This is a genomic window from Streptomyces sp. NBC_00080 (genome assembly GCF_045041255.1).
In the GTDB taxonomy this organism is placed as follows: domain Bacteria; phylum Actinomycetota; class Actinomycetes; order Streptomycetales; family Streptomycetaceae; genus Streptomyces; species Streptomyces coriariae.
Window position 1 is genome coordinate 7,313,711 of the sequence record NZ_CP108235.1, and the last position, 20,134, is coordinate 7,333,844.

The window sequence follows — 20,134 nt, forward strand, 5'->3', positions numbered from 1 at the left end:
GTGGCGCGTGCGTCAGACCGTCGCCGGCTCGGCCCGCTCCGCCTCTCGTACGGCGGCCTGGGCCCGGTCGCGGGTCTCGCGGCGGACCAGGATCACCCAGCCGACGGGGACGCCCACGGAGAACAGCCACCACTGGATGGCGTACGCGTAGTTGAGGGCCGCGTCCTCGCTGCCGGGGCGGCCGACCAGCTCCGGGCTGTCGCCCTTCGGTTCGGGCGCGGTCTGCGCGATGTAGCCGCCGAGCACCTGCTCGCCGAGCCGCCGGGCCTCCTGCTCGCTGTTGATCAGCATGACCTGCCGGTCCGGCAGTCCCTTGAGGTCCTTGATGCCGCTCGCGGCGGTCGTCTCGTCGGGCATCAGCCGCCCGGTGACGGTGATCCGGCCGGCGGGCGGCGCGGGGACCGCGGGGAACGAGGTCTGACTCGGGGCGTCCGCGGGGATCCAGCCCCGGTCGACCAGCAGCACCTTGCCGTCCGTCAGGACGAACGGGGTGAGGACGTGGAAGCCGACCGTCTCGTCGGCGTTGACCCGGCGCCGGACGACGACTTCGCGCTCGGTGTCGAAGGAGCCGGTGGCGGTGACACTTCGGTACCGCTCGTCGCGGGTGACGGTGTGCCCCGGGGTGGTCAGCTTCTCCACCGGCACCGCCGCGGCGGTCAGCGCGTCGGAGACCAGCTGGTTGCGGGCGGTGCGCTCGTCGTAGCGATGCATCTGCCAGAAGCCCAGCCTGATCATCGTGGGGATGAGGAGGAGGGAGACCAGCGTGAGGATCACCCACTGCCGGGACAACAGGAAGCGGTACACCCCACGACCGTACAACTCGGTCGTGGGGCGCATTCGGCCGGGTACCGGAAGGCGGCGTCGTCGGACGCCGGTCCCCGGAAGCCGTCGGGCCCGCTCACACCTTGTCGACGATGCCCGCCCTGCCCTCCGCGCGGGCACAGTGCGCGCCGCAGTACCAGTGGCCCTCCACCTCCACGCCCTGGCCGATGATCTGCACCCGGCAGTGCTCGCAGATGGGGGCCATGCGGTGGATCGCACAGGAGAAGCAGTCGAAGACGTGGATCGCGCCCTGCGCGTGCACTTCGAAGGTCATTCCGTAGTCATTGCCGCAAACTTCGCATCTCGCCATGCGCCACAGGGTGAGCCGTCACCCGCGCGCGGGCGAGCGGTCGGCGGGCGAGTCGCGTGGCAATCACCCGTACGTACGGGTCACCGATGCGTACGGATCACTCGCCGGCCGGCTCCACATCCCGCAGGAGTTGCCCGAAGGCGGCCTCGTCGACGACGGGTGTCCCGAACTGGCGTGCCTTCACCACCTTCGAGGTGCCCGAGTCGGGGTCGTTGGTGACCAGCAGGCTGGTCAGCCGGGACAGGCTCGTGGCGACGTGCAGCCCCGCCTCGGCGGCGCGGTCCTCCAACAGCTCCCGCTCGACCGACGTGTCGCCCGAGAAGGCGACCCGCATGCCCTGCTTGAGCCTTTTGCCGTCTTCGTACCGACCGGGGTTGGGATGGGGGCATGCGGGCCTTTTTCGGGACGGCCGCCAACTGCCGGGCCGGTAGCTGCCGTAGCCACCGCCCGAACCGCTCGCCTGCCGGCCGATCAGAGGCGCGGGCCGGTCGGACCACTCGGTCAGCGGCCGGCACTCGAGCAGCGGCAGCCGGACCCCGCCGGCCGCCGCGGCCCGCAGACTCGGCCGGAACGCCTCGGCGAGCACGCGCGCGTCGTCCAGCGCGTGGTGGGCCCGCTGCTGCACCACACCGAAGTGGGCCGCCAGGGACTCCAGCTTGTGGTTGGGCAGCGGAAGGCCGAGCTCCTTGGAGAGCGCGATGGTGCACAGCCGCTGCCGCACCGGCGCCTCGCGCTCCGCGCGCGCGTACTCCCGCGCGATCATCTGCCAGTCGAAGACCGCGTTGTGCGCGACGAGTACCCGCCCGTCGAGCCGGGCGGCGAACTCGGCGGCCACCTCCTGGAAGAGGGGCGCCCCCTCGAGCACATCGCTCGTCAGACCGTGGATCCACACCGGGCCCGGGTCGCGCTCCGGGTTGACCAGCGTGTACCAGTGGTCCTCCACCTCGCCGCGCGCGTCCAGCCGGTAGACGGCGGCGGAGATGATCCGGTCGTCCCGGGCCAGGCCGGTGGTCTCCACGTCAACGACCGCGTACCCCTGGGGATACGCGGTCGGCCACTCCGTGGGGGAGGACGCTGTCGTCGTGTGGTCTTCGAGCATGGTCATTGAGGATACGGGCCCCCACTGACAGCTTGCGGCACCCGCCCCGAAGAGGGGCCGTGCGAAGCCCTCCGGACCGTACGGGAGTTCGCGGGGCGCACGCGCGCGTGCCTGCGGCCGTCGGCCGATGCCCGGCCAACTCCGACCTTCCGGACGTCGGTTCACGCACCCGCCCACCCGGCCCGTCGCCCCCGGTCCGCGCCCGCTCGCGCGACGGCGAGCGTCGGTACGGGGCACGCGCCTCCCGGGATGCCATCCTCCGTGCTGTGACGGAACCCACCCACGCCGAGGCCCACCAAGGCTCGCTCGGATCCCGGCTGAACTGGCTGCGGGCCGCGGTCCTCGGCGCCAACGACGGCATCGTCTCCACCGCGGGCCTCGTCGTCGGTGTGGCCGGCGCGACGGACGACCGCTCGGTCCTGCTGACGGCCGGCCTCGCCGGTCTGCTCGCCGGGTCGATGTCCATGGCGGCGGGGGAGTACGTCTCGGTGTCGACCCAACGGGACTCCGAGAAGGCCGCCCTCGCACTGGAGCGCCGGGAGCTGCGCGAGCAGCCGGAGGCCGAGCTGGCGGAGCTGACTGGACTGCTGGAGGAGCGCGGACTGTCCCGGGACGTGGCCCGGGAGGCCGCCGTCCAGCTCACGGAACGGGACGCCCTGAAGGCCCACGCGCGCGTGGAGCTCGGCATCGACCCCGACGACCTCACCAATCCCTGGCACGCGGCCTGGGCCAGCTTCCTCGCCTTCACGGCCGGCGCCCTGCTCCCCCTGCTCGCCATCGTGCTGCCCCCGGCGGACTGGCGCCTCCCGGTGACCGTCGCGTCGGTCCTGGCGGCCCTGGCCGGCACCGGCTGGAGCAGCGCCCGCCTGGGAGCAGCGGCACCGGGCCGCGCGGTCCTGCGCAACGTGGGCGGCGGGGCACTGGCGATGGGGGTGACGTACCTCGTCGGATCGCTGCTGGGGGCAGCGGGGGTGTGAGGGTCGGGACGGAGACGCGGAGGCGACGCCCGGTGCCCGGCGCCCGGCGCCCGGTGGGTGTGGGCGGGTTTCTGAGGGTGGATCGGTCCGCCACGGCCACCGCGGCTGCGGCCGACGTCGTCGGCGGGAGCCGCCCGTCGATTGGCGGAGATCGCCAACAAGCAAGCGCGTACCGTCGGTAATACTTGTGGGTAACAACGTCTAGCCGCAGCCCATCAGCCGTTCTACGGTGCCACCATGCCGAACCTGCCCGATGTCGTGCTGTGGTCGATACCCGCCTTCGTGCTGCTCACCGTGGTCGAGGTGATCAGCGTCCGGCTCCATCCCGACGAGGATGCGGCCGGGTACGAGACGAAGGACGCCGCGACGAGCGTCGGCATGGGGCTCGGGAGTCTCGTGTTCGACTTCGTCTGGAAGATCCCGATCGTCGCGATCTACACGGCGATCTACGAGCTGACCCCGCTCCGTGTCCCGGTCCTGTGGTGGACGCTCCCGCTGATGCTGCTCGCGCAGGACTTCTTCTACTACTGGTCCCACCGCGGCCACCATGTCATCCGCGTGCTGTGGGCCTGTCACGTCGTCCACCACTCCAGCGAGAAGTTCAACCTCACCACCGCCCTGCGCCAGCCCTGGACCACGCTGACCGTCTGGCCGTTCTACGTCCCGCTCATCGCCCTCGGCGTCCACCCGGCCGCGCTCGCGTTCTGCTCCTCGGCCAATCTCGTCTACCAGTTCTGGATCCACACCGAGCGGATCGACAGGATGCCCCGGTGGTTCGAGTTCGTGTTCAACACGCCCTCCCATCACCGAGTCCACCACGCCTCCCAGGGCGGCTATCTGGACCGCAACTTCGGCGGCATCCTCATCGTCTGGGACCGGCTCTTCGGGTCGTTCGTGCCCGAGGTCACCCGGCCCGTCTACGGGTTGACCAAGAACATCAACACGTTCAACCCGATCAAGGTGGCCACGCATGAGTACGTCGCGATCGTCAAGGACGTGAAGGCGGCGAGCAGTTGGCGCGAGCGGACCGGGCGCGTGTTCCGCGGGCCCGGCTGGCAGCCCGCGTCCGCGCCGGCACCCTCGACAGCCGCTACCACCACGACCACGCCCACCACGGCCGAGGAGACCACGGCCGCGTGACCCGCTCCCGCGTCCTCCTCGGTCTGTTCGCCCTCGCCGCGGCCGTCGACCTGCTCAGCCTCGCGGTCGGCTCCGACGCCGGGCACATGGTGGCCAAGCCCCTTCTGATGCCCCTCCTGGCCGCCTGGGCGGCCTCGCGGGGCGCGCCCCGGCTCCTGGTCGCCGCCCTTCTGTGCGGCTGGGGCGGTGACACCCTGCTGCTGCTCGACGCCGACCCCGCCTTCCTCGCCGGCATGGCGTCCTTCGCCGCAGGTCACGTCTGCTACCTGGCGCTGTTCGCCCGCATCGGCCGCCCCCACGCGCGCGGCGCCCTCCTCGCCCCCTGCTACGCCACCGCCCTGATCGCCACCGTCGCCCTGCTGTGGCCCGACCTCCCCGCGGACCTGCGCCTCCCCGTCGCCGTCTACAGCACCCTGCTCACCGCCATGGCGTACTTCGCCGCCACCCGGCTCGGTCCGGTCGCCGGTGCCGGTGGCGCGCTGTTCCTGCTCTCCGACACCCTCATCGCCACCGGCGTCGCCGACTGGCCGCAGGCTCCGCGTCCCGACCTGTGGATCATGCTCACCTACATCGCCGCCCAGATCCTGCTGGTCCTGGGCGCAACAGGCCGCCGCCACCCGACAGTTGAACCGCGGCCCTTGATCCTCAACCCTTGATCGGCAGCGGCAATGCCGTCAACAGCCCCGACACCGCGACCACCATCCCCAGCCCGGCGATCTCCACGCGCGCGGGGGAACAGGCGGCCAGCGGGTCGGGGGACCGGCGCAGCCGGGTCCGCGCCCACAGGGCGAGCAGCGCGACCGCGCCCACGACAAGCACCTTGGCGAGCAGCACGCGCCCGTACGCCGTCGTCGTCAGCTGATCGAGCACCGCCTCCGACGGCATCCGGCGCAGTGAGCTGAACAGCCCGGTCGTGGTGACCCCGGCGAACAGAACGGCCGCCACGCGCGCGTAGAGCCCCAGCAGCGCGGCGCCCGCCTCGGTGTCGCCCCACCCTCGCAGCGTGCGGAGCACGTTCAGCAGTCCGCCGGCCCACAGCGCCGAGCAGGTCAGATGCACCACCGTCAGCCCGGAGCCGATCAGTGGCGTGGACTCGGTCGGCGGATGCGCGCGCAGCGCCTCCGCCAGGATCACCGCCGCGAGCGGCCACGCCTGACGGTTCGGCCGGCGTGTGAGCGCGCACAGCCCCGCCACGGCGAACGCGACCGCCTCCAGCAGGGCGAGAACGCCGCCCCGCGAGCCATGGCCGTGCGGCGCCAGCTCACCGGCGGCCGCCGCGGCCGAGAACCCCACGACCGCCGCGTACGGCGCCCAACCGACCGGCCGGCCGGTCGGGGCGCCCGGCACCCACCGGGTGAGACCGGCCGCGAACAGCTCGCCCACCTGCACGCACAGCGCCGCGAACAGCAGCACCCGCAGCAGCGCCACCACGCCGGAGTCCGTGGGCGCGCTCTCCCCGGTGCCGTGCGCGGCGACGGAGGGCCCGAACAGCGGGATCAGGGCCGCGAGCCCCACCAGGACGAGCAGCGCCACCGCCCGGCCCGGGCCGGTACGGCGTACGGATTCGGTGGCGTCGGTGGCGTCGGTCGGTCGTATGAGGGCCATGCCAGGATCTTCACCATTAACAGCAAATACGGGCAACTCATTCTGAACCGGTCAGGTGGGTCCGGTGCCGGCACGGCAGTCGGTCGTCCGATGGCTCAGAGCCAGCGCGCCGGATCGGCGCCCCAGGGCCCCGGCGGCCGTGCCCAGTCACCCGGCCCACCGTCGAACGACACCGGCGGAAGGGCATGGCGCAGCCGCCCGAGAGGGCTGTCGGTCTCCGCGAGCCGGCGGCCGGGGTCGACGCTCCCGCCCCCGTTCACCTGCCGTTCCCGTGCCTTGGTCATCCCTTTGCCCTCCCCTTCGCCCATCCGGACTCCCTCGGTGAGCCACGCCGCGGTCCGGGCCAGCGCCGACCGTACGAACCGGCTGCCTCCGTCGTACGACTGTTCGGTCAGCGCCCGCAGCACGGCCGCCGCCAGCAGATAGCCGGTGCCGTGGTCGAGGGCCTGTGCGGGCAGCGCGCCCGGCCGCCCGGCGGAGCCCTCGACGGTCGCGATGCCGGTGGCCACCTGGACCAGGCTGTCGAAGCCGCGCCGTCCGCCCCACGGCCCGTACGCGCCCCACGCCGACACCTGCGCCACGACGAGCCCCGGCCGACGCTCGGCCAGCGCCTCCGGGGAGAGTCCGAACCGGTCCAGGGCGCCCGGCCGGTAGCCGGTGACCACGACATCCGCCGCCGCGAGCAATTCCTCGAAGGTGCGCCGGTCCGTCGTCAGGTCCAGCAGTGTCGAGCGCTTGCCGAAGCCCGTGTCGGCGTGCTGGTCGGGCAGCTCGGGCAGGTGGGGTGCGTCGACCCGCAGGATGTCCGCGCCCAGCAGGGCGAGGGTGCGGGTGGCGACCGGCCCGGCCAGGACCCGGGTCAGGTCCAGGACCCGCAGTCCGGCCGCGGGCAGCAGCGGGCCGCCCTCCAGGGGCGCGAAGGTACGCACGCGTGCCTCGTCCGACCGGCCCCGCTCCACCAGGGGGCGAGCGGCGATCAGGGCCGCCTGCTCCTGGGCCGCCCACTCCTCGGGCGTGCGCGACGCGACGGCCAGACCCCCGGCCGCGTACACCGTGTCCTCCACCTCCAGGGCGGAGCGCTCCGCCAGCGACGCTGCGACGGCGGCCGCGTCGGCGTCCTCCGGCAGCGCCAGCGCCCCGAGCAACCGCGCGCGGTGGTGCGGGTAGTTGGCGTGGGTGCGCACCCATCCGTCGGCCGTCCGCCAGAACCGTGACAGCGGGGCGAAGGCGACCGGCGCCCGCCCGTCGACCAGCAGTTGCCGCTCGCTGGCGAACGCGGTGGCCACCACCGCGTCGTCCACCCGCACCCCGGGCACCTCCGGGAGGCCGGCCCGCCGCGCCGCCAGTTCGGCGCCGGCCAACGCGCACACGCCCACACAGGCGCGCGCCAGCTCCCGCACCGGAAGACGCGCCGGGAGGGCGCCCTCCCGGACGACGGTCGACACGCGCGCGAGGAGGGCGGGATCGCCGCCCAGCTCCGACCAGGCAAACTTGATTCCAGTCATGACTGCACTATGCAGTATTGATTCAATCAATATATGGGCCCCGCGCACACGCACGAAGGGCCGGGCGGATGTCCGCCCGACCCTCCAACCGCCTGTCAGGCGACTACTTCACGGCACGCAGCGCGTTCACGACGCCGAAGCCGAAGAAGCCGTTGAGGCGCTTGCCGCCCACGCAGGTCGCGTCCACGACCCCGTTGCCGTCGCCGTCGTACGGCTCGGTCGGGCACGCCGTGCTGTCGGCCTGGAGCTTGAGCAGCGCCTGGAGCTGGGCCGGGCTCGCGTGCGGGTGGGTCGACTTCAGCAGCGCGGCCACACCGGCGACGTGCGGGGACGCCATCGAGGTGCCCTGGAGGAAGCCGTACGTGTTGTTCGGCAGCGTCGACAGGATGCGGCCGTTGGCGGACGGGGTGTCCGGTATCTGGTACTTGTCGCCGCCCGGAGCCGCGACGTCGATCGCTCCCAGGCCGTACGTGGAGTAGTACGACTTGGTGCCCTTGACGCCCGTCGCGCTCACCGTGACGACACCGGGCAGCTGGGTCGGGACGTCGAAGCACTCGTGCGGATCGACGGTCCGCTCGACCGGCGTGGAGTCGTCCGGGCTCGAGGCGTCGACCAGGGAGTCGGAGTCCAGGTCGTGGTTGGAGTTGCCCGCCGAGGCGACGTTGATCGTGCCCTTCTTCTGGGCGTACAGCTGGGCCCTGTTGACCGCGTCGACGATCGCCTTCTGGTCGGGGTCGTCCATGCAGTTGTACAGCCACGGGTCGACGTAGTAGCTGTTGTTCGTGACCTCGACGCCGTGGTCGGCGGCGAACACGAAGGCGCAGACGACGTTCTCCGGGTAGAAGAGGCCGTCCTTGGGGTCGCTCACCTTGATGCCGGCGACCTTCACGCCGGGCGCGACGCCCGCCACGCCGATGCCGTTGCGGGCCGCGGCGATCTCACCCGCCACATGGGTGCCGTGGTAGTCGTCCGCGGTGTAGGGGCGCCAGGCGCCCTCGCTGGTGTCCGCGACGCCGCCGACACAGTTCGCCGACTGGGACGCGGAGAAGTTCGGCGCGAGGTCCGGGTGGGTGTCGTCCACGCCGGTGTCGATCACGGCGACCGTCACCTTCTTGCTGCCCGGGTTGATCCCGGCGGCCTTGTCGGCGCCGATCGCGCGCAGGTCCCACTGGTCGGCCTCGAGCGGCTCACTCTGGCCCGCCGCGTCGGACGCCTTCTCGATCTTCGCGGCCTCCGCCTTGGAGAGGACCTGCGCGGCCCCCTCGTCGGTGGTGCCGGCGGCGCTGAGCGGCGCGGTACGGGTCGCACCCGCCGACTGAACGCCGCGCACCGCGCGTATCTGCGGCCCGAAGTCGGGGTTCGCCGAATGGACGACGAGGACGCCGATCTTCTCGTACGCCGCGACGACGGTGCCGCCGGCCGCGGCGATCGCCTTCTTCACCGACCCGATCGTGCGGTGGTCCACCTTCGTGTTGACGACGTACGCCAGGGTTCCGGCATCGGCCGTCTGGGTGGCGGAAGTCGTGACGGGGGCCGCGGAGGCCGCCGTCGGCAGGAAGCCGAGGGAAGCGGTCAGCGACAGCACGACGGGCACCGCGAGCGCGAGGCGGCGTCTGGAAGGCAGATGAGCCATGGGGTCTCCACATCATCCGGAAACGGGACCTGACCCAGGCGCAGGTGCTGCCTGGGCAGGTACATGACGGGTGGTGCTTGCCCGAAGCTATCTCCCTGACTCACCGGCCAGCAATGACTTCCAGGCGGCGAGTTTGCCGACCCATGACCTGACGCGGCCCCCACTCGTTGGCTATGACCTGCCGAAGGCCACTTCGACAAACCCGCCCGACGCGTTGAACCCGTCCCTGTGCGGCGCCGTGACCTTGGGCAGGGAGCGAGAGGACACTCGCCTCCTTTCGCCGTCCGACCCGCATCCGCAACGAGGAGACTTCGTGGCCACCGAGACACCGCCCCCCTCGAAATCCCCAACCCAACTCCCGTCCACCGAGGAGTTCGTCGCGGTGCAGGAGAGCGCGGAGTTCGGTGAACTGCGCAGCTCCTACCGCAACTTCGCCTTCCCGCTGACCCTCGCCTTCATCGTCTGGTATCTGCTGTACGTCCTGCTGTCCAACTACGCGGGCGACTTCATGGGCACCAAGCTCTTCGGCAACTTCAACGTGGCCATGACCCTCGGGCTCGCCCAGTTCCTCACCACCTTCCTCATCGCCTGGTGGTACGCGCGGACCGCCGCCGCACGGTTCGACCCCAAGGCCGAGGCCATCAAGTCCCGGATGGAGGGCGGAGCATGAGCCCCGCACAGCACACCCTGCTCGCCGCGGGCGAGGCCGGCGAGCACCGCACGCTGATCATCATCCTGTTCTCGGTGTTCGTCGCCGCGACCCTCGTCATCACCGTCTGGGCCGGCCGCCAGACCAAGGACGCCGCCGACTTCTACGCCGGCGGCCGCCAGTTCACCGGCTTCCAGAACGGCCTCGCCGTCTCCGGCGACTACATGTCCGCCGCGTCCTTCCTCGGCATCGCGGGCGCCATCGCCCTCTTCGGCTACGACGGCTTCCTGTACTCCATCGGCTTCCTGGTCGCCTGGCTGGTCGCCCTGCTCCTGGTCGCCGAGCCGCTGCGCAACTCCGGCCGCTACACGATGGGCGACGTCCTGGCGTACCGCATGCGCCAGCGGCCGGTCCGCACGGCGGCCGGCACCTCCACCATCGTGGTGTCGATCTTCTACCTGCTGGCCCAGATGGCGGGCGCGGGCGTCCTGGTCTCGCTGCTGCTGGGCATCACCAGCGACAGCGGCAAGATCGGCATCGTCGCACTGGTCGGCGTACTGATGATCGTCTACGTGACGATCGGCGGCATGAAGGGCACCACCTGGGTCCAGATGGTCAAGGCGGTCCTGCTCATCGCCGGCGCCCTCCTGCTCACCTTCCTGGTCCTGCTGAAGTTCGACTTCAACCTCTCCGACCTGCTGGGCTCGGCCGCCGACAACAGCGGCAAGGGCGCGGCCTTCCTGGAGCCCGGCCTGAAGTACGGCGCCACCGGCACCACCAAACTGGACTTCATCTCGCTCGGCATCGCCCTGGTCCTGGGCACCGCGGGCCTGCCGCACATCCTGATCCGCTTCTACACGGTCCCCACCGCCAAGGCCGCCCGTAAGTCGGTCCTCTGGGCCATCGGCCTGATCGGCGCCTTCTACCTGATGACCCTCGCCCTCGGCTTCGGTGCCGCCGCGCTGATCAAACCGGACGAGATCACCGCCTCCAACAAGGCCGGCAACACCGCGGCGCCCCTGCTCGCCCTCCATCTCGGCGGCGTCGACTCCAACTGGGGCGCGATCCTGCTCGCCACCATCTCGGCGGTCGCCTTCGCCACGATCCTCGCGGTCGTCGCCGGCCTGACCCTGGCCTCGTCCTCCTCGTTCGCCCACGACATCTACGCGAACGTCATCAAGAGGGGTACGGCCACCGAGAAGCAGGAGATGAGCGCGGCCCGCTACGCGACCGTCGGCATCGGCGCCGTCTCCATCCTCCTGGGCGCCCTGGCCCGCGACCTGAACGTCGCCGGCCTGGTCGCCCTCGCCTTCGCGGTCGCCGCCTCCGCCAACCTCCCGACGATCCTCTACAGCCTCTTCTGGAAGCGGTTCACCACCTCCGGAGCCCTGTGGTCGATCTACGGCGGCCTGGTCACCGCGGTCGGCCTGGTGCTGTTCTCGCCGGTCGTCTCCGGCAAGCCCACCTCGATGTTCCCGGATGTCGACTTCCACTGGTTCCCGCTGGAGAACCCCGGCATCATCTCGATCCCGGTCGGCTTCCTGCTGGGCGTCGTAGGCACCCTGCTGTCGAAGGACGAGCCCGACAAGGGCAAGTACGCCGAACTGGAGGTCCGCTCCCTGACCGGCACCGGAGCCCACTGAGCAACCGCTGACCGTCCCGTCCGCGCGGCCGCGTCGTAGATCCCTACGACGCGGCCGCGTTCCGCTCCGTGGGATCTCGTGGGATCGGGCACTGTCGTTGTCACCGGTGTCACGTAGGCTCGCAAGAGACGGAGAAGAACACGGGATCGCTACGAGGGAGGGGGCCCACGTGCTCATCGACACGTATGGCCGAGTGGCCACCGACCTGAGGGTCTCGCTGACGGACCGGTGCAACCTGCGCTGCACGTACTGCATGCCCGAGGAGGGCCTGCAGTGGCTGGCCAAGCCCGATCTGCTCGACGACGACGAGATCGTCCGACTGATCGGCATAGCGGTCTCCACGCTCGGCATCGAGGAGGTCCGCTTCACCGGAGGCGAGCCCCTGCTGCGTCCGGGTCTGGTCGGCATCGTCGAGCGGGTCGCGGCCCTGACGCCCCGCCCCCAGATGTCCCTCACGACGAACGGCATCGGCCTGCGCCGCACCGCCACCGCCCTCAAGGCGGCGGGCCTGGACCGGGTCAACGTCTCCCTCGACACCCTGCGGCCCGACGTCTTCAAGACCCTCACCCGCAGGGACCGTCACAAGGACGTCCTCGAAGGCCTCGAAGCCGCCCGCGAGGCAGGCCTGACGCCGGTGAAGGTCAACTCGGTCCTGATGCCCGACCTGAACGAGGACGAGGCCCCCGACCTCCTCGCCTGGGCCGTCGAGCACGACTACGAGCTGCGTTTCATCGAGCAGATGCCGCTGGACGCCCAGCACGGCTGGAAGCGCGAGGGCATGGTCACGGCCGACGACATCCTGGCCTCCCTGCGCACCCGCTTCGACCTCACCGTCGAGGGCGAGGGAGAGCGCGGCTCCGCCCCGGCCGAACGCTGGCTGGTGGACGGCGGCCCGCACCGGGTGGGCGTCATCGCCTCCGTCACCCGCCCGTTCTGCGCCGCCTGCGACCGCACCCGCCTCACGGCCGACGGCCAGGTCCGCACCTGCCTCTTCGCCCGCGAGGAGACGGACCTGCGAGCGGCCCTGCGCTCCGGCGCACCCGACGAGGAGATAGCCCGTATCTGGCGACTGGCGATGTGGGGCAAGAAGGCGGGCTCGGGCCTGGACGACCCGACGTTCCTCCAGCCGGACCGGCCGATGTCGGCGATCGGCGGCTAGGAAGCCTGCGGGGACTCCCACTCGGTCAGCAGGACGACGTCCTTGAGGAAGCCCCGGACGCCGAGGAACTGCGACAGATGCTCCCGGTGCTCCTCGCACGCGAGCCATGTCTTGCGCCGCTCCGGCGTGTGCAGCTTCGGGTTGTTCCACGCCAGTACCCACACCGCGTCGACACGGCAGCCCTTGGCGGAACAGATCGGGGTCTCGTCACTCACAGGTTCGTCTCACCACACGCGCACAAAGGCGACGCCGAGCAGCCACGGGGGGAGCTGCCCGGCGTCGGTCCGTCGCTCCGACGGGGGATGCGGAGCGCGTACGAAGTATGTCATGGCTCACGGTCCGCACGGCACTGGAACAACATGATTGATCTGAGCTTTTCCTGAGCTTGGAGCACAGTCCGCTCATGGCGTGTTCACGGCTGACGCTCAGCCGGATCGGGCTGCGGTTCCTCCCGGAGGGGTTCCGCGAAGCCCTCCTCTTCCGGCACCGAGCCCACGGATTCACCCTCGGCCCGCGTCGGGGCGATCATGGTTCGCACCGGTACCGTCAGGAAAGTGGAGGGCAGCGAAGGCACGTTCTCCCGCCCCGCGTTGGCGATCACCACCGAGATATAGGGGAGCACCACCCCCAGGACCAACGCCACGATCGCCACATGGCGTTCCACGTTCCACAAGGTCGCCGCGAGGATCACCGAGAGCGTACGGATCGACATCGAGATGATGTACCGCCGTTGCCGGCCCCGCACGTCGTCCTGGAGTCCCTGGCGCGCACCGGTGATCCGGAACACCTGGACGTTGCCGCCGCCACCCTGCTTCCGCATCACATTCCACCGTCCGCCCGCATCGGCCTTGCCCCGGCCCCTCTCCGGCCGGCACCCGATCGGGGAGCCGGGCCCGGACACCGTCCACGTTACGCCGCGACTGCGTCGCCTTCGAGACCGGGTCACCTGCCGCCCGGACGAACGTTCTGCGCCGTGCCGCGTATGGCCGCACCCGACATGCGCCGTACGGCGGGCGGACCGAGACTTGGGGGCAATGCTCACGTAGAGCCGTACAAGGAGGCAGCCATGGGCTGGTTGTGGGCCATCATCGTGGGATTCGTGCTGGGCCTGATCGCGAAGGCGATCCTCCCGGGCAAGCAGCACAGTCCGCTCTGGCTGACCACCATTTTCGGCATGCTGGGCGCGATCGTGGGCAACGCGATCGCCCGCGCGGCAGGGGTCGAGGAGACCTCCGGCATCGACTGGAGCCGCCACCTTTTCCAGCTGATCGCCGCGATCATCATCGTCGCCCTGGGCGACATGCTCTACATGGCGACGCTGGGCAAGCGGAAGACCCACGCCTGAGCCGGGCGCCCGGGAGGGCGCGGGAAACGGCGCGACAAGCCGCGACGAGAGCCGCGGCCCGCGGAAACCCGCACCCCCTGCGGAGCACCCCCTACGCGCGACCCGCAGAGCGGGAGCGCGGCACTCAGACGTCGGTGACCTCGACGGCGGCCAGGTTCTTCTTGCCGCGCCGCAGCACCAGCCACCGCCCGTGGATGAGCTCGTCCTTCGCCGGGACGGCGTCCTCCGCGGTGACCTTGACGTTGTTCACGTAGGCCCCGCCCTCCTTCACGGTCCGCCGCGCGGCGGACTTGCTGGCCACCAGGCCGACCTCGGCGAGCAGGTCCACGACCGGTCCGAGTTCGGTGACCTGGATGTGCGGCACCTCGGAGAGGGCCGCGGCCAGCGTCCGGTCGTCGAGCTCGCCGAGCTCGCCCTGGCCGAAGAGGGCCTTGGACGCGGCGACCACGGCGGCCGTCTGGTCGGCGCCGTGCACCAGGGTCGTCAGCTCCTCGGCCAGCGCGCGCTGAGCGGCCCGGGCCTGCGGACGCTCCTCGGTCTGCCGCTCCAGCTCCTCGATCTCGTCATGGGACCTGAAGCTGAAGATGCGCAGGAACTTCGACACGTCCCGGTCGTCCGCGTTCAGCCAGAACTGGTAGAAGGCGTACGGCGTGGTCATCTCGGGGTCGAGCCAGATCGTGCCGGACTCCGTCTTGCCGAACTTGGTGCCGTCCGCCTTGGTGATCAGCGGGGTGGCCAGCGCGTGCACCACGGCGTCGGACTCCACCCGGTGGATCAGGTCGGTGCCCGAGGTGAGGTTGCCCCACTGGTCGCTGCCGCCGGTCTGGAGCGTGCAGCCGTGCCGCCGGTACAGCTCCAGGAAGTCCATCCCCTGGAGGATCTGGTAGCTGAACTCGGTGTAGCCGATGCCCGCCTCGGAGTTGAGCCGCCGGGAGACGGCCTCCTTGGCGATCATCTTGTTGACGCGGAAGTGCTTGCCGACGTCCCGCAGGAACTCGATGGCCGACAGGCCCTGCGTCCAGTCCAGGTTGTTGACCATGACCGCCGCGTGCGGGCCCTCGAAGTCGAGCAGCGGCGCGATCTGCGCGCGCAGCCGCTCGACCCACTGGGCGACGACCTCGGGCGAGTTCAGCGTCCGCTCCGCGGTGGGCTTCGGGTCGCCGATCAGCCCGGTGGCGCCCCCGACCAGACCCAGCGGACGGTTGCCCGCCTGCTGGATCCTGCGCATCGTCAGGATCTGCACGAGGTTGCCGAGGTGCAGGCTGGGCGCGGTCGGGTCGAAGCCGCAATAGAACGTGACGGGACCGTCCGCGAACGCCTTGCGCAATGCGTCCTCGTCAGTGGAGAGGGCGATCAGCCCGCGCCACTGCAGTTCGTCGACGATGTCCGTCACGGTTCTCATATCTCCTTGATGATCTTCAGACTGTTCGGGCGGTCGAGCGACCACCGGCTACGAGGTTATACGCCCTGGCTGACAGAGCTCATATTGAAGTCCGGCACCCTCAGCGCGGGCATCGCAGCCCTAGTGAACCAGTCGCTCCACTCCCGGGGCAGCGTCTTTTCCGTGCGCCCCGCCTCCGTCGCGCGCCCCAGCAGGCCGACCGGCGACTCGTTGAACCGGAAGTTGTTCACCTCGCCGACCACCTCGCCGTTCTCCACCAGGTAGACGCCGTCCCGGGTCAGGCCGGTGAGGAGCAGCGTCGCCGGGTCGACCTCGCGGATGTACCACAGGCAGGTCAGCAGCAGCCCGCGTCCGGTGGCCGCGACCATCTCCTCCAGGGAGCGGTCCTCGCCGCCGTCCAGGATCAGGTTGTCGGCCCCGGGGGCCACCGGCAGGCCGGTCAGGGCCGCGCTGTGCCGGGTGGTCGTCAGGCGCTTCAGCACGCCCGCGGAGATCCACTCGGTGGGCCGCACGGGCAGGCCGTTGTCGAAGACCGACTGGTCGCCGCCGGAGGAGTGCGCGATGACGAACGGCGGCGCCTCCAGACCCGGCTCGTTGGGGTCGCTGCGCAGGGTCAGCGGCAGGTCGGACAGCTTCTCCCCGAGCCGGGTGCCGCCGCCGGGCTGGGAGAACACCGTCCGGCCCTCGGTGGCGTCCCGGCCGGACGCCGACCACAGCTGGTAGATCATCAGGTCGGCCACCGCGGTCGGCGGCAGCAGCGTCTCGTACCGCCCGGCGGGCAGCTCGATCCGCCGCTCCGCCCAGCCCAGCCGTACGGCCAGCTCGGCGTCGAGCGCCGCCGGGTCGACGTCCTTGAAGTCCCGGGTGGAGCGCCCGGCCCACGCCGAGCGGGTCCGGTCCGGGGACTTGGCGTTGAGTTCCAGCGTTCCGTTCGGCTGGTCGTGCCGCAGCCGCAGTCCGGTCGACGTGCCCAGGTACGTCGATACGAGCTCGTGGTTGGCGAACCCGTACAGCTCGCGACCCCCTGCACGCGCGCGTGCGAACGCCTCACCCAGGGCGGGCGCGAAGTCGGCGAACACCGCCGACGAGGTCTCCGCGGGCGCCTCGGTGAACTCGGGGGACCGGGCCACGTCGGCGACCAGCGGCTGCGCGTCCTCGGCGGGGGCCGCGCCCCGCGCGGCGGCCTCGGCGGCGCGGACCAGGGGCTCCAGCTCGTCCTTGGTGACGGCGGCCCGCGAGACGACGCCGGAGGCGGTGCCCTCCTTGCCGTCGACGGTGGCGATCACGGTGAGCGTGCGCCCGCGCGTGACGCCGTTGGTCGTGAGCGCGTTGCCGGCCCAGCGCAGGTTCGCCGTGGACTGTTCGTCGGCGATCACGACACAGCCGTCGGCCCGCGACAGTTCGAGGGCGCGCTCGACGATCTCGTGCGGCTGCTGCGCCTTGTTGGTGCCCGCGCTCATCGACCGGCCTCCTGCGTGGTGTTCAGAATGTTGACGCCCTTGAAGAGGGCCGACGGGCAGCCGTGCGACACCGCCGCGACCTGGCCCGGCTGCGCCTTGCCGCAGTTGAAGGCGCCGCCGAGGACGTACGTCTGCGGGCCGCCGACCGCCGCCATCGACCCCCAGAAGTCGGTGGTCGTCGCCTGGTAGGCCACGTCCCGCAGCTGGCCGGTGATCCGTCCGTTCTCGATCCGGAAGAACCGTTGCCCGGTGAACTGGAAGTTGTAGCGCTGCATGTCGATGGACCAGGAGCGGTCGCCGACGACGTAGATGCCCCGGTCGACGCTGCCGATGAGACCCTCGGTCGACATCCCGGCCGGATCGGGCCGCAGCGACACGTTGGCCATCCGCTGCACCGGCACATGGCCGGGGGAGTCGGCGAAGGCGCACCCGTTGGACCGCTCGAACCCGGTCAGCTTCGCGATCCGCCGGTCCAGCTGGTAGCCGACGAGCGTGCCGTCCTTCACGAGGTCCCAGGACTGGCCCTCGACGCCCTCGTCGTCGTAGCCGACGGTCGCCAGGCCGTGCTCGGCGGTGCGGTCGCCCGTGACGTTCATCAGGTCCGAGCCGTAGCGCAGTTTGCCGAGTTGGTCGAAGGTGGCGAAGGAGGTGCCGGCGTAGGCGGCCTCGTAGCCGAGGGCCCGGTCCAGCTCGGTGGCGTGCCCGATGGACTCGTGGATGGTCAGCCACAGGTTCGACGGGTCGACGACCAGGTCGTACAGCCCCGGCTCGACGCTCGGCGCCCGCATCTTCTCGGCGAGCAGCTCCGGGATCCGGTCGAGCTCGTCGTCCCAGTCCCACCCGGTGCCCGTGAGGTACTCCCAGCCGCGTCCGGCGGGCGGCGCGATCGTGCGCATCGAGTCGAACTCGCCGCTCGACTCGTCGACCGACACCGCGGTCAGTGCCGGGTGCAGCCGCACCCGCTGCTGGGTGGTCACCGTCCCGGCCGTGTCGGCGTAGAACTTGTTCTCGTGGACGGTGAGCAGCGAGGCGTCCACGTGGTTGATCCCGTTCGCCGCCAGCAGCCGCGCGCTCCAGTCCGCGAGCAGCGCCGCCTTCTCCTCGTCCGGCACGGTGAACGGGTCGATCTCGTAGGACGAGATCCACGTCCGGTCGGCGTGCACCGGCTCGTCGGCCAGTTCCACCCTCTCGTCCGAACCGGCCGCCTTGATCACCTGGGCGGACAACTTGGCCATCGCCACGGCCTGCGAGGCGACCCGGGCCGCGGCGTCCATCGTGAGATCCACGCCGGACGCGAACCCCCACGTACCGCCGTGCACCACCCGCACCGCGTACCCGAGGTCGGTCGTGTCGGAGGACCCGGAGGGCTTGGCGTCCCGCAACCGCCAGGACGCGCTGCGCACCCGCTCGAACCGGAAGTCCGCGTGCTCCGCCCCCAGCGCACGCGCGCGTGCGAGAGCGGCGTCGGCGAGGGCGCGTAGGGGTAGGGCCGTGAAACTTTCATCGATGCTGTGGGGCACCTACGTCTCTCCCTGGTGTCGTCGTGTGAAGGCCTCGATCATGTCGCGCCCGGCAGCCCCGGACCACACGTTTCCGCCCCGCTTCCGCAAACTTTCTGTAGAGACCCCACAGCCAGTCCGGTGCGCCACTGTCGGTGCCCGAATGTCCGTCGGACGAGGCGGACCGATAGGTTTCGAGGGAAGCCACCTGCCGTTCCGTGTTCGGGCGGGTGCGTCAGACCCCTATCGAAAGGGTGATCCGTTGAGCCGCTCGGTTCTCGTCACCGGAGGAAACCGGGGCATCGGCCTCGCCATCGCCCGCGCGTTCGCCGATGCCGGCGACAAGGTCGCGATCACGTACCGCTCGGGCGAGCCACCGGCCGGTTTCCTCGCGGTCAAGTGCGACATCACCGACTCCGAGCAGGTGGAGCAGGCCTACAAGGAGATCGAGGCCGAGCACGGCCCCGTGGAGGTTCTGATCGCCAACGCCGGCGTCACCAAGGACCAGCTCCTGATGCGCATGTCCGAGGAGGACTTCACCTCGGTCATCGACACCAACCTCACGGGCACCTTCCGCGTGGTCAAGCGCGCGAACCGCGCCATGCTGCGCGCCAAGAAGGGCCGTGTCGTCCTGATCTCCTCGGTCGTGGGCCTGCTCGGCTCCGCCGGGCAGGCGAACTACGCCGCCTCCAAGGCCGCCCTGGTCGGCTTCGCGCGTTCCCTCGCCCGTGAGCTGGGATCGCGCAACATCACCTTCAACGTCGTCGCGCCCGGCTTCGTCGACACCGACATGACCAAGGTGCTCACCGACGAGCAGCGCGCGGGCATCGTCTCGCAGGTCCCGCTCGGCCGGTACGCGCAGCCGGAGGAGATCGCCGCGACGGTGCGGTTCCTCGCCTCGGACGACGCCTCGTACATCACTGGAGCCGTCATTCCCGTTGACGGCGGACTGGGAATGGGTCACTGATCACCATGAGCGGAATTCTCGAGGGCAAGCGCGTCCTGATCACCGGCGTGCTGCTGGAGTCCTCCATCGCCTTCCACACCGCCAAGCTGGCCCAGGAGCAGGGTGCCGAGATCATCCTGACCGCGTTCCCGCGGCCCACGCTGACCGAGCGCATCGCCAAGAAGCTGCCGAAGCCCACCAAGGTCATCGAGCTCGACGTGACGAACGACGAGCACCTCGGCCGGCTGGCCGACATCGTCGGCGAGGAGCTCGGCGGTCTCGACGGCGTCGTGCACTCCATCGGCTTCGCGCCGCAGGACGCCATGGGCGGCAACTTCCTCAACACCCCGTTCGAGTCGGTCGCCACGGCCATGCACGTCTCGGCGTTCTCCCTGAAGTCGCTCACCATGGCCTGTCTGCCGCTGATGCAGAACGGCGGCTCGGTCGTCGGCCTCACCTTCGACGCCTCGTTCGCCTGGCCGCAGTACGACTGGATGGGCCCCGCCAAGGCGGCCCTGGAGGCCACCAGCCGCTACATGGCGCGTGACCTGGGCAAGCAGAACATCCGCTGCAACCTGGTCTCCGCCGGTCCCATCGGTTCCATGGCGGCCAAGTCCATCCCGGGCTTCTCCGAGCTGGCCTCCGTGTGGGACGACCGCGCTCCGCTGGAGTGGGACCTCAACGACCCGGGCCCGGCCGGCCGCGGTGTGGTCGCCCTGCTGAGCGACTGGTTCCCGAAGACCACCGGCGAGATCGTGCACGTCGACGGTGGCCTGCACGCCATCGGAGCCTGATCACCGACACGCCGTCGACGCCCCGTTCCCCCGCTCGCGCGCGGGGAGCGGGGCGTCACCCGTTCGGCTCATTCGGCCAGGCGGGGGAGTGCCCCGGCAAGGCACTCTGAAGTGCGGGTTCCTTACCGCGCTTTCCTCCCCAGTAC

General features: G+C 70.9%; 20 protein-coding genes. 9 read left to right on the plus strand and 11 right to left on the minus strand.

Annotation, left to right across the window (positions count from 1 at the left end; genetic code table 11):
- Positions 1-12: 12 nt before the first annotated feature.
- The 3 genes from OHU34_RS32605 to OHU34_RS32615 all read right to left on the minus strand — a co-directional run bounded on the left by OHU34_RS32605 (position 13) and on the right by OHU34_RS32615 (position 2,231).
- Entirely contained in the window at positions 13-804 is a 792-nt protein-coding gene (locus tag OHU34_RS32605; RefSeq protein WP_230196302.1) for an SURF1 family protein, read from the minus strand.
- 94 nt (positions 805-898) lie between these two features.
- A complete protein-coding gene (locus tag OHU34_RS32610; RefSeq protein ID WP_078615750.1) occupies positions 899-1,132 on the minus strand; it encodes a hypothetical protein in 234 nt (77 codons plus the stop codon).
- Between the two features lie 97 nt (positions 1,133-1,229).
- Positions 1,230-2,231 carry a DEDDh family exonuclease gene (locus OHU34_RS32615; protein WP_020130418.1) on the minus strand — a complete coding sequence of 334 codons (1,002 nt, stop codon included), beginning with the start codon at positions 2,229-2,231 and terminating at the stop codon, positions 1,230-1,232.
- 266 nt (positions 2,232-2,497) lie between these two features.
- Between OHU34_RS32615 and OHU34_RS32620 the strand changes: the two genes are divergently transcribed.
- The 3 genes from OHU34_RS32620 (at position 2,498) to OHU34_RS32630 (ending at position 5,004) form a co-directional block, all read left to right on the plus strand.
- On the plus strand, positions 2,498-3,208 hold the full coding sequence (locus OHU34_RS32620) for a VIT family protein (RefSeq protein WP_142269649.1): 711 nt from the start codon (positions 2,498-2,500) through the stop codon (positions 3,206-3,208).
- A 237-nt stretch (positions 3,209-3,445) separates the two neighbouring features.
- Positions 3,446-4,348, plus strand: a complete 903-nt coding sequence (locus OHU34_RS32625) for a sterol desaturase family protein (RefSeq protein WP_142269648.1) — start codon at positions 3,446-3,448, stop codon at positions 4,346-4,348.
- Positions 4,345-5,004, plus strand: coding sequence for a lysoplasmalogenase (locus tag OHU34_RS32630; RefSeq protein ID WP_405769709.1), 660 nt, complete (start codon positions 4,345-4,347; stop codon positions 5,002-5,004). Before OHU34_RS32625 ends, OHU34_RS32630 begins: the two co-directional genes overlap by 4 nt.
- On the opposite strand, the gene OHU34_RS32635 is transcribed toward OHU34_RS32630, so the two are convergent.
- The 3 genes from OHU34_RS32635 to OHU34_RS32645 all read right to left on the minus strand — a co-directional run bounded on the left by OHU34_RS32635 (position 4,994) and on the right by OHU34_RS32645 (position 9,091).
- On the minus strand, positions 4,994-5,953 hold the full coding sequence (locus OHU34_RS32635) for a CopD family protein (protein WP_405769712.1): 960 nt from the start codon (positions 5,951-5,953) through the stop codon (positions 4,994-4,996). The two genes, OHU34_RS32630 and OHU34_RS32635, sit on opposite strands and share 11 nt — an antisense overlap.
- A 95-nt stretch (positions 5,954-6,048) precedes the next feature.
- Positions 6,049-7,458 (minus strand): CoA transferase, encoded by a 1,410-nt coding sequence (locus OHU34_RS32640; RefSeq protein ID WP_405769715.1) that lies wholly within the window; start codon positions 7,456-7,458, stop codon positions 6,049-6,051.
- Between the two features lie 103 nt (positions 7,459-7,561).
- Positions 7,562-9,091 carry a S8 family serine peptidase gene (locus OHU34_RS32645; protein WP_230196307.1) on the minus strand — a complete coding sequence of 510 codons (1,530 nt, stop codon included), beginning with the start codon at positions 9,089-9,091 and terminating at the stop codon, positions 7,562-7,564.
- 313 nt (positions 9,092-9,404) lie between these two features.
- Here OHU34_RS32645 and OHU34_RS32650 point away from each other — a divergent pair, with 313 nt between their 5' ends.
- The 3 genes from OHU34_RS32650 to moaA all read left to right on the plus strand — a co-directional run bounded on the left by OHU34_RS32650 (position 9,405) and on the right by moaA (position 12,542).
- A complete protein-coding gene (locus tag OHU34_RS32650) occupies positions 9,405-9,761 on the plus strand; it encodes a DUF485 domain-containing protein (RefSeq protein WP_142269643.1) in 357 nt (118 codons plus the stop codon).
- Positions 9,758-11,383 (plus strand): cation acetate symporter, encoded by a 1,626-nt coding sequence (locus OHU34_RS32655; RefSeq protein ID WP_230196308.1) that lies wholly within the window; start codon positions 9,758-9,760, stop codon positions 11,381-11,383. Before OHU34_RS32650 ends, OHU34_RS32655 begins: the two co-directional genes overlap by 4 nt.
- Positions 11,384-11,552: 169 nt before the next feature.
- The gene (gene moaA / locus OHU34_RS32660) at positions 11,553-12,542 is read left to right on the plus strand and encodes a GTP 3',8-cyclase MoaA (protein ID WP_405769720.1); all 990 of its coding nucleotides are present in this window, start codon (positions 11,553-11,555) and stop codon (positions 12,540-12,542) included.
- Here the strand turns inward: moaA and OHU34_RS32665 are convergent.
- Both OHU34_RS32665 and OHU34_RS32670 read right to left on the minus strand, forming a co-directional pair.
- Positions 12,539-12,757, minus strand: coding sequence for a hypothetical protein (locus OHU34_RS32665; protein ID WP_142269641.1), 219 nt, complete (start codon positions 12,755-12,757; stop codon positions 12,539-12,541). The genes moaA and OHU34_RS32665 overlap by 4 nt on opposite strands.
- Positions 12,758-12,954: 197 nt before the next feature.
- Complete coding sequence (locus OHU34_RS32670; protein ID WP_142269640.1) at positions 12,955-13,362, minus strand: DUF3099 domain-containing protein; 408 nt, start codon at positions 13,360-13,362, stop codon at positions 12,955-12,957.
- Positions 13,363-13,608: 246 nt separating this feature from the next.
- On the opposite strand from OHU34_RS32670, the gene OHU34_RS32675 reads away from it, so the two are divergent.
- Complete coding sequence (locus tag OHU34_RS32675; RefSeq protein WP_020130406.1) at positions 13,609-13,887, plus strand: GlsB/YeaQ/YmgE family stress response membrane protein; 279 nt, start codon at positions 13,609-13,611, stop codon at positions 13,885-13,887.
- Positions 13,888-14,011: 124 nt separating this feature from the next.
- Here OHU34_RS32675 and tyrS read toward each other — a convergent pair whose 3' ends face one another.
- From tyrS to OHU34_RS32690, 3 genes are all read right to left on the minus strand, one after another.
- Entirely contained in the window at positions 14,012-15,280 is a 1,269-nt protein-coding gene (gene tyrS, locus OHU34_RS32680; RefSeq protein WP_142269639.1) for a tyrosine--tRNA ligase, read from the minus strand.
- A 65-nt stretch (positions 15,281-15,345) separates the two neighbouring features.
- Entirely contained in the window at positions 15,346-16,749 is a 1,404-nt protein-coding gene (locus OHU34_RS32685) for a metallopeptidase TldD-related protein (protein WP_142269638.1), read from the minus strand.
- Positions 16,746-18,269, minus strand: coding sequence for a TldD/PmbA family protein (locus OHU34_RS32690; RefSeq protein ID WP_020130403.1), 1,524 nt, complete (start codon positions 18,267-18,269; stop codon positions 16,746-16,748). The genes OHU34_RS32685 and OHU34_RS32690 overlap by 4 nt, the downstream gene beginning before the upstream one ends.
- A 241-nt stretch (positions 18,270-18,510) precedes the next feature.
- Here OHU34_RS32690 and fabG point away from each other — a divergent pair, with 241 nt between their 5' ends.
- Positions 18,511-19,215: a 3-oxoacyl-[acyl-carrier-protein] reductase gene (gene fabG, locus OHU34_RS32695; protein WP_142269637.1), complete on the plus strand. Its 705-nt coding sequence runs from the start codon at positions 18,511-18,513 to the stop codon at positions 19,213-19,215.
- Positions 19,216-19,220: 5 nt separating this feature from the next.
- Positions 19,221-19,988 (plus strand): enoyl-ACP reductase FabI, encoded by a 768-nt coding sequence (fabI, locus tag OHU34_RS32700; RefSeq protein ID WP_142269636.1) that lies wholly within the window; start codon positions 19,221-19,223, stop codon positions 19,986-19,988.
- Positions 19,989-20,134 lie beyond the last annotated feature (146 nt).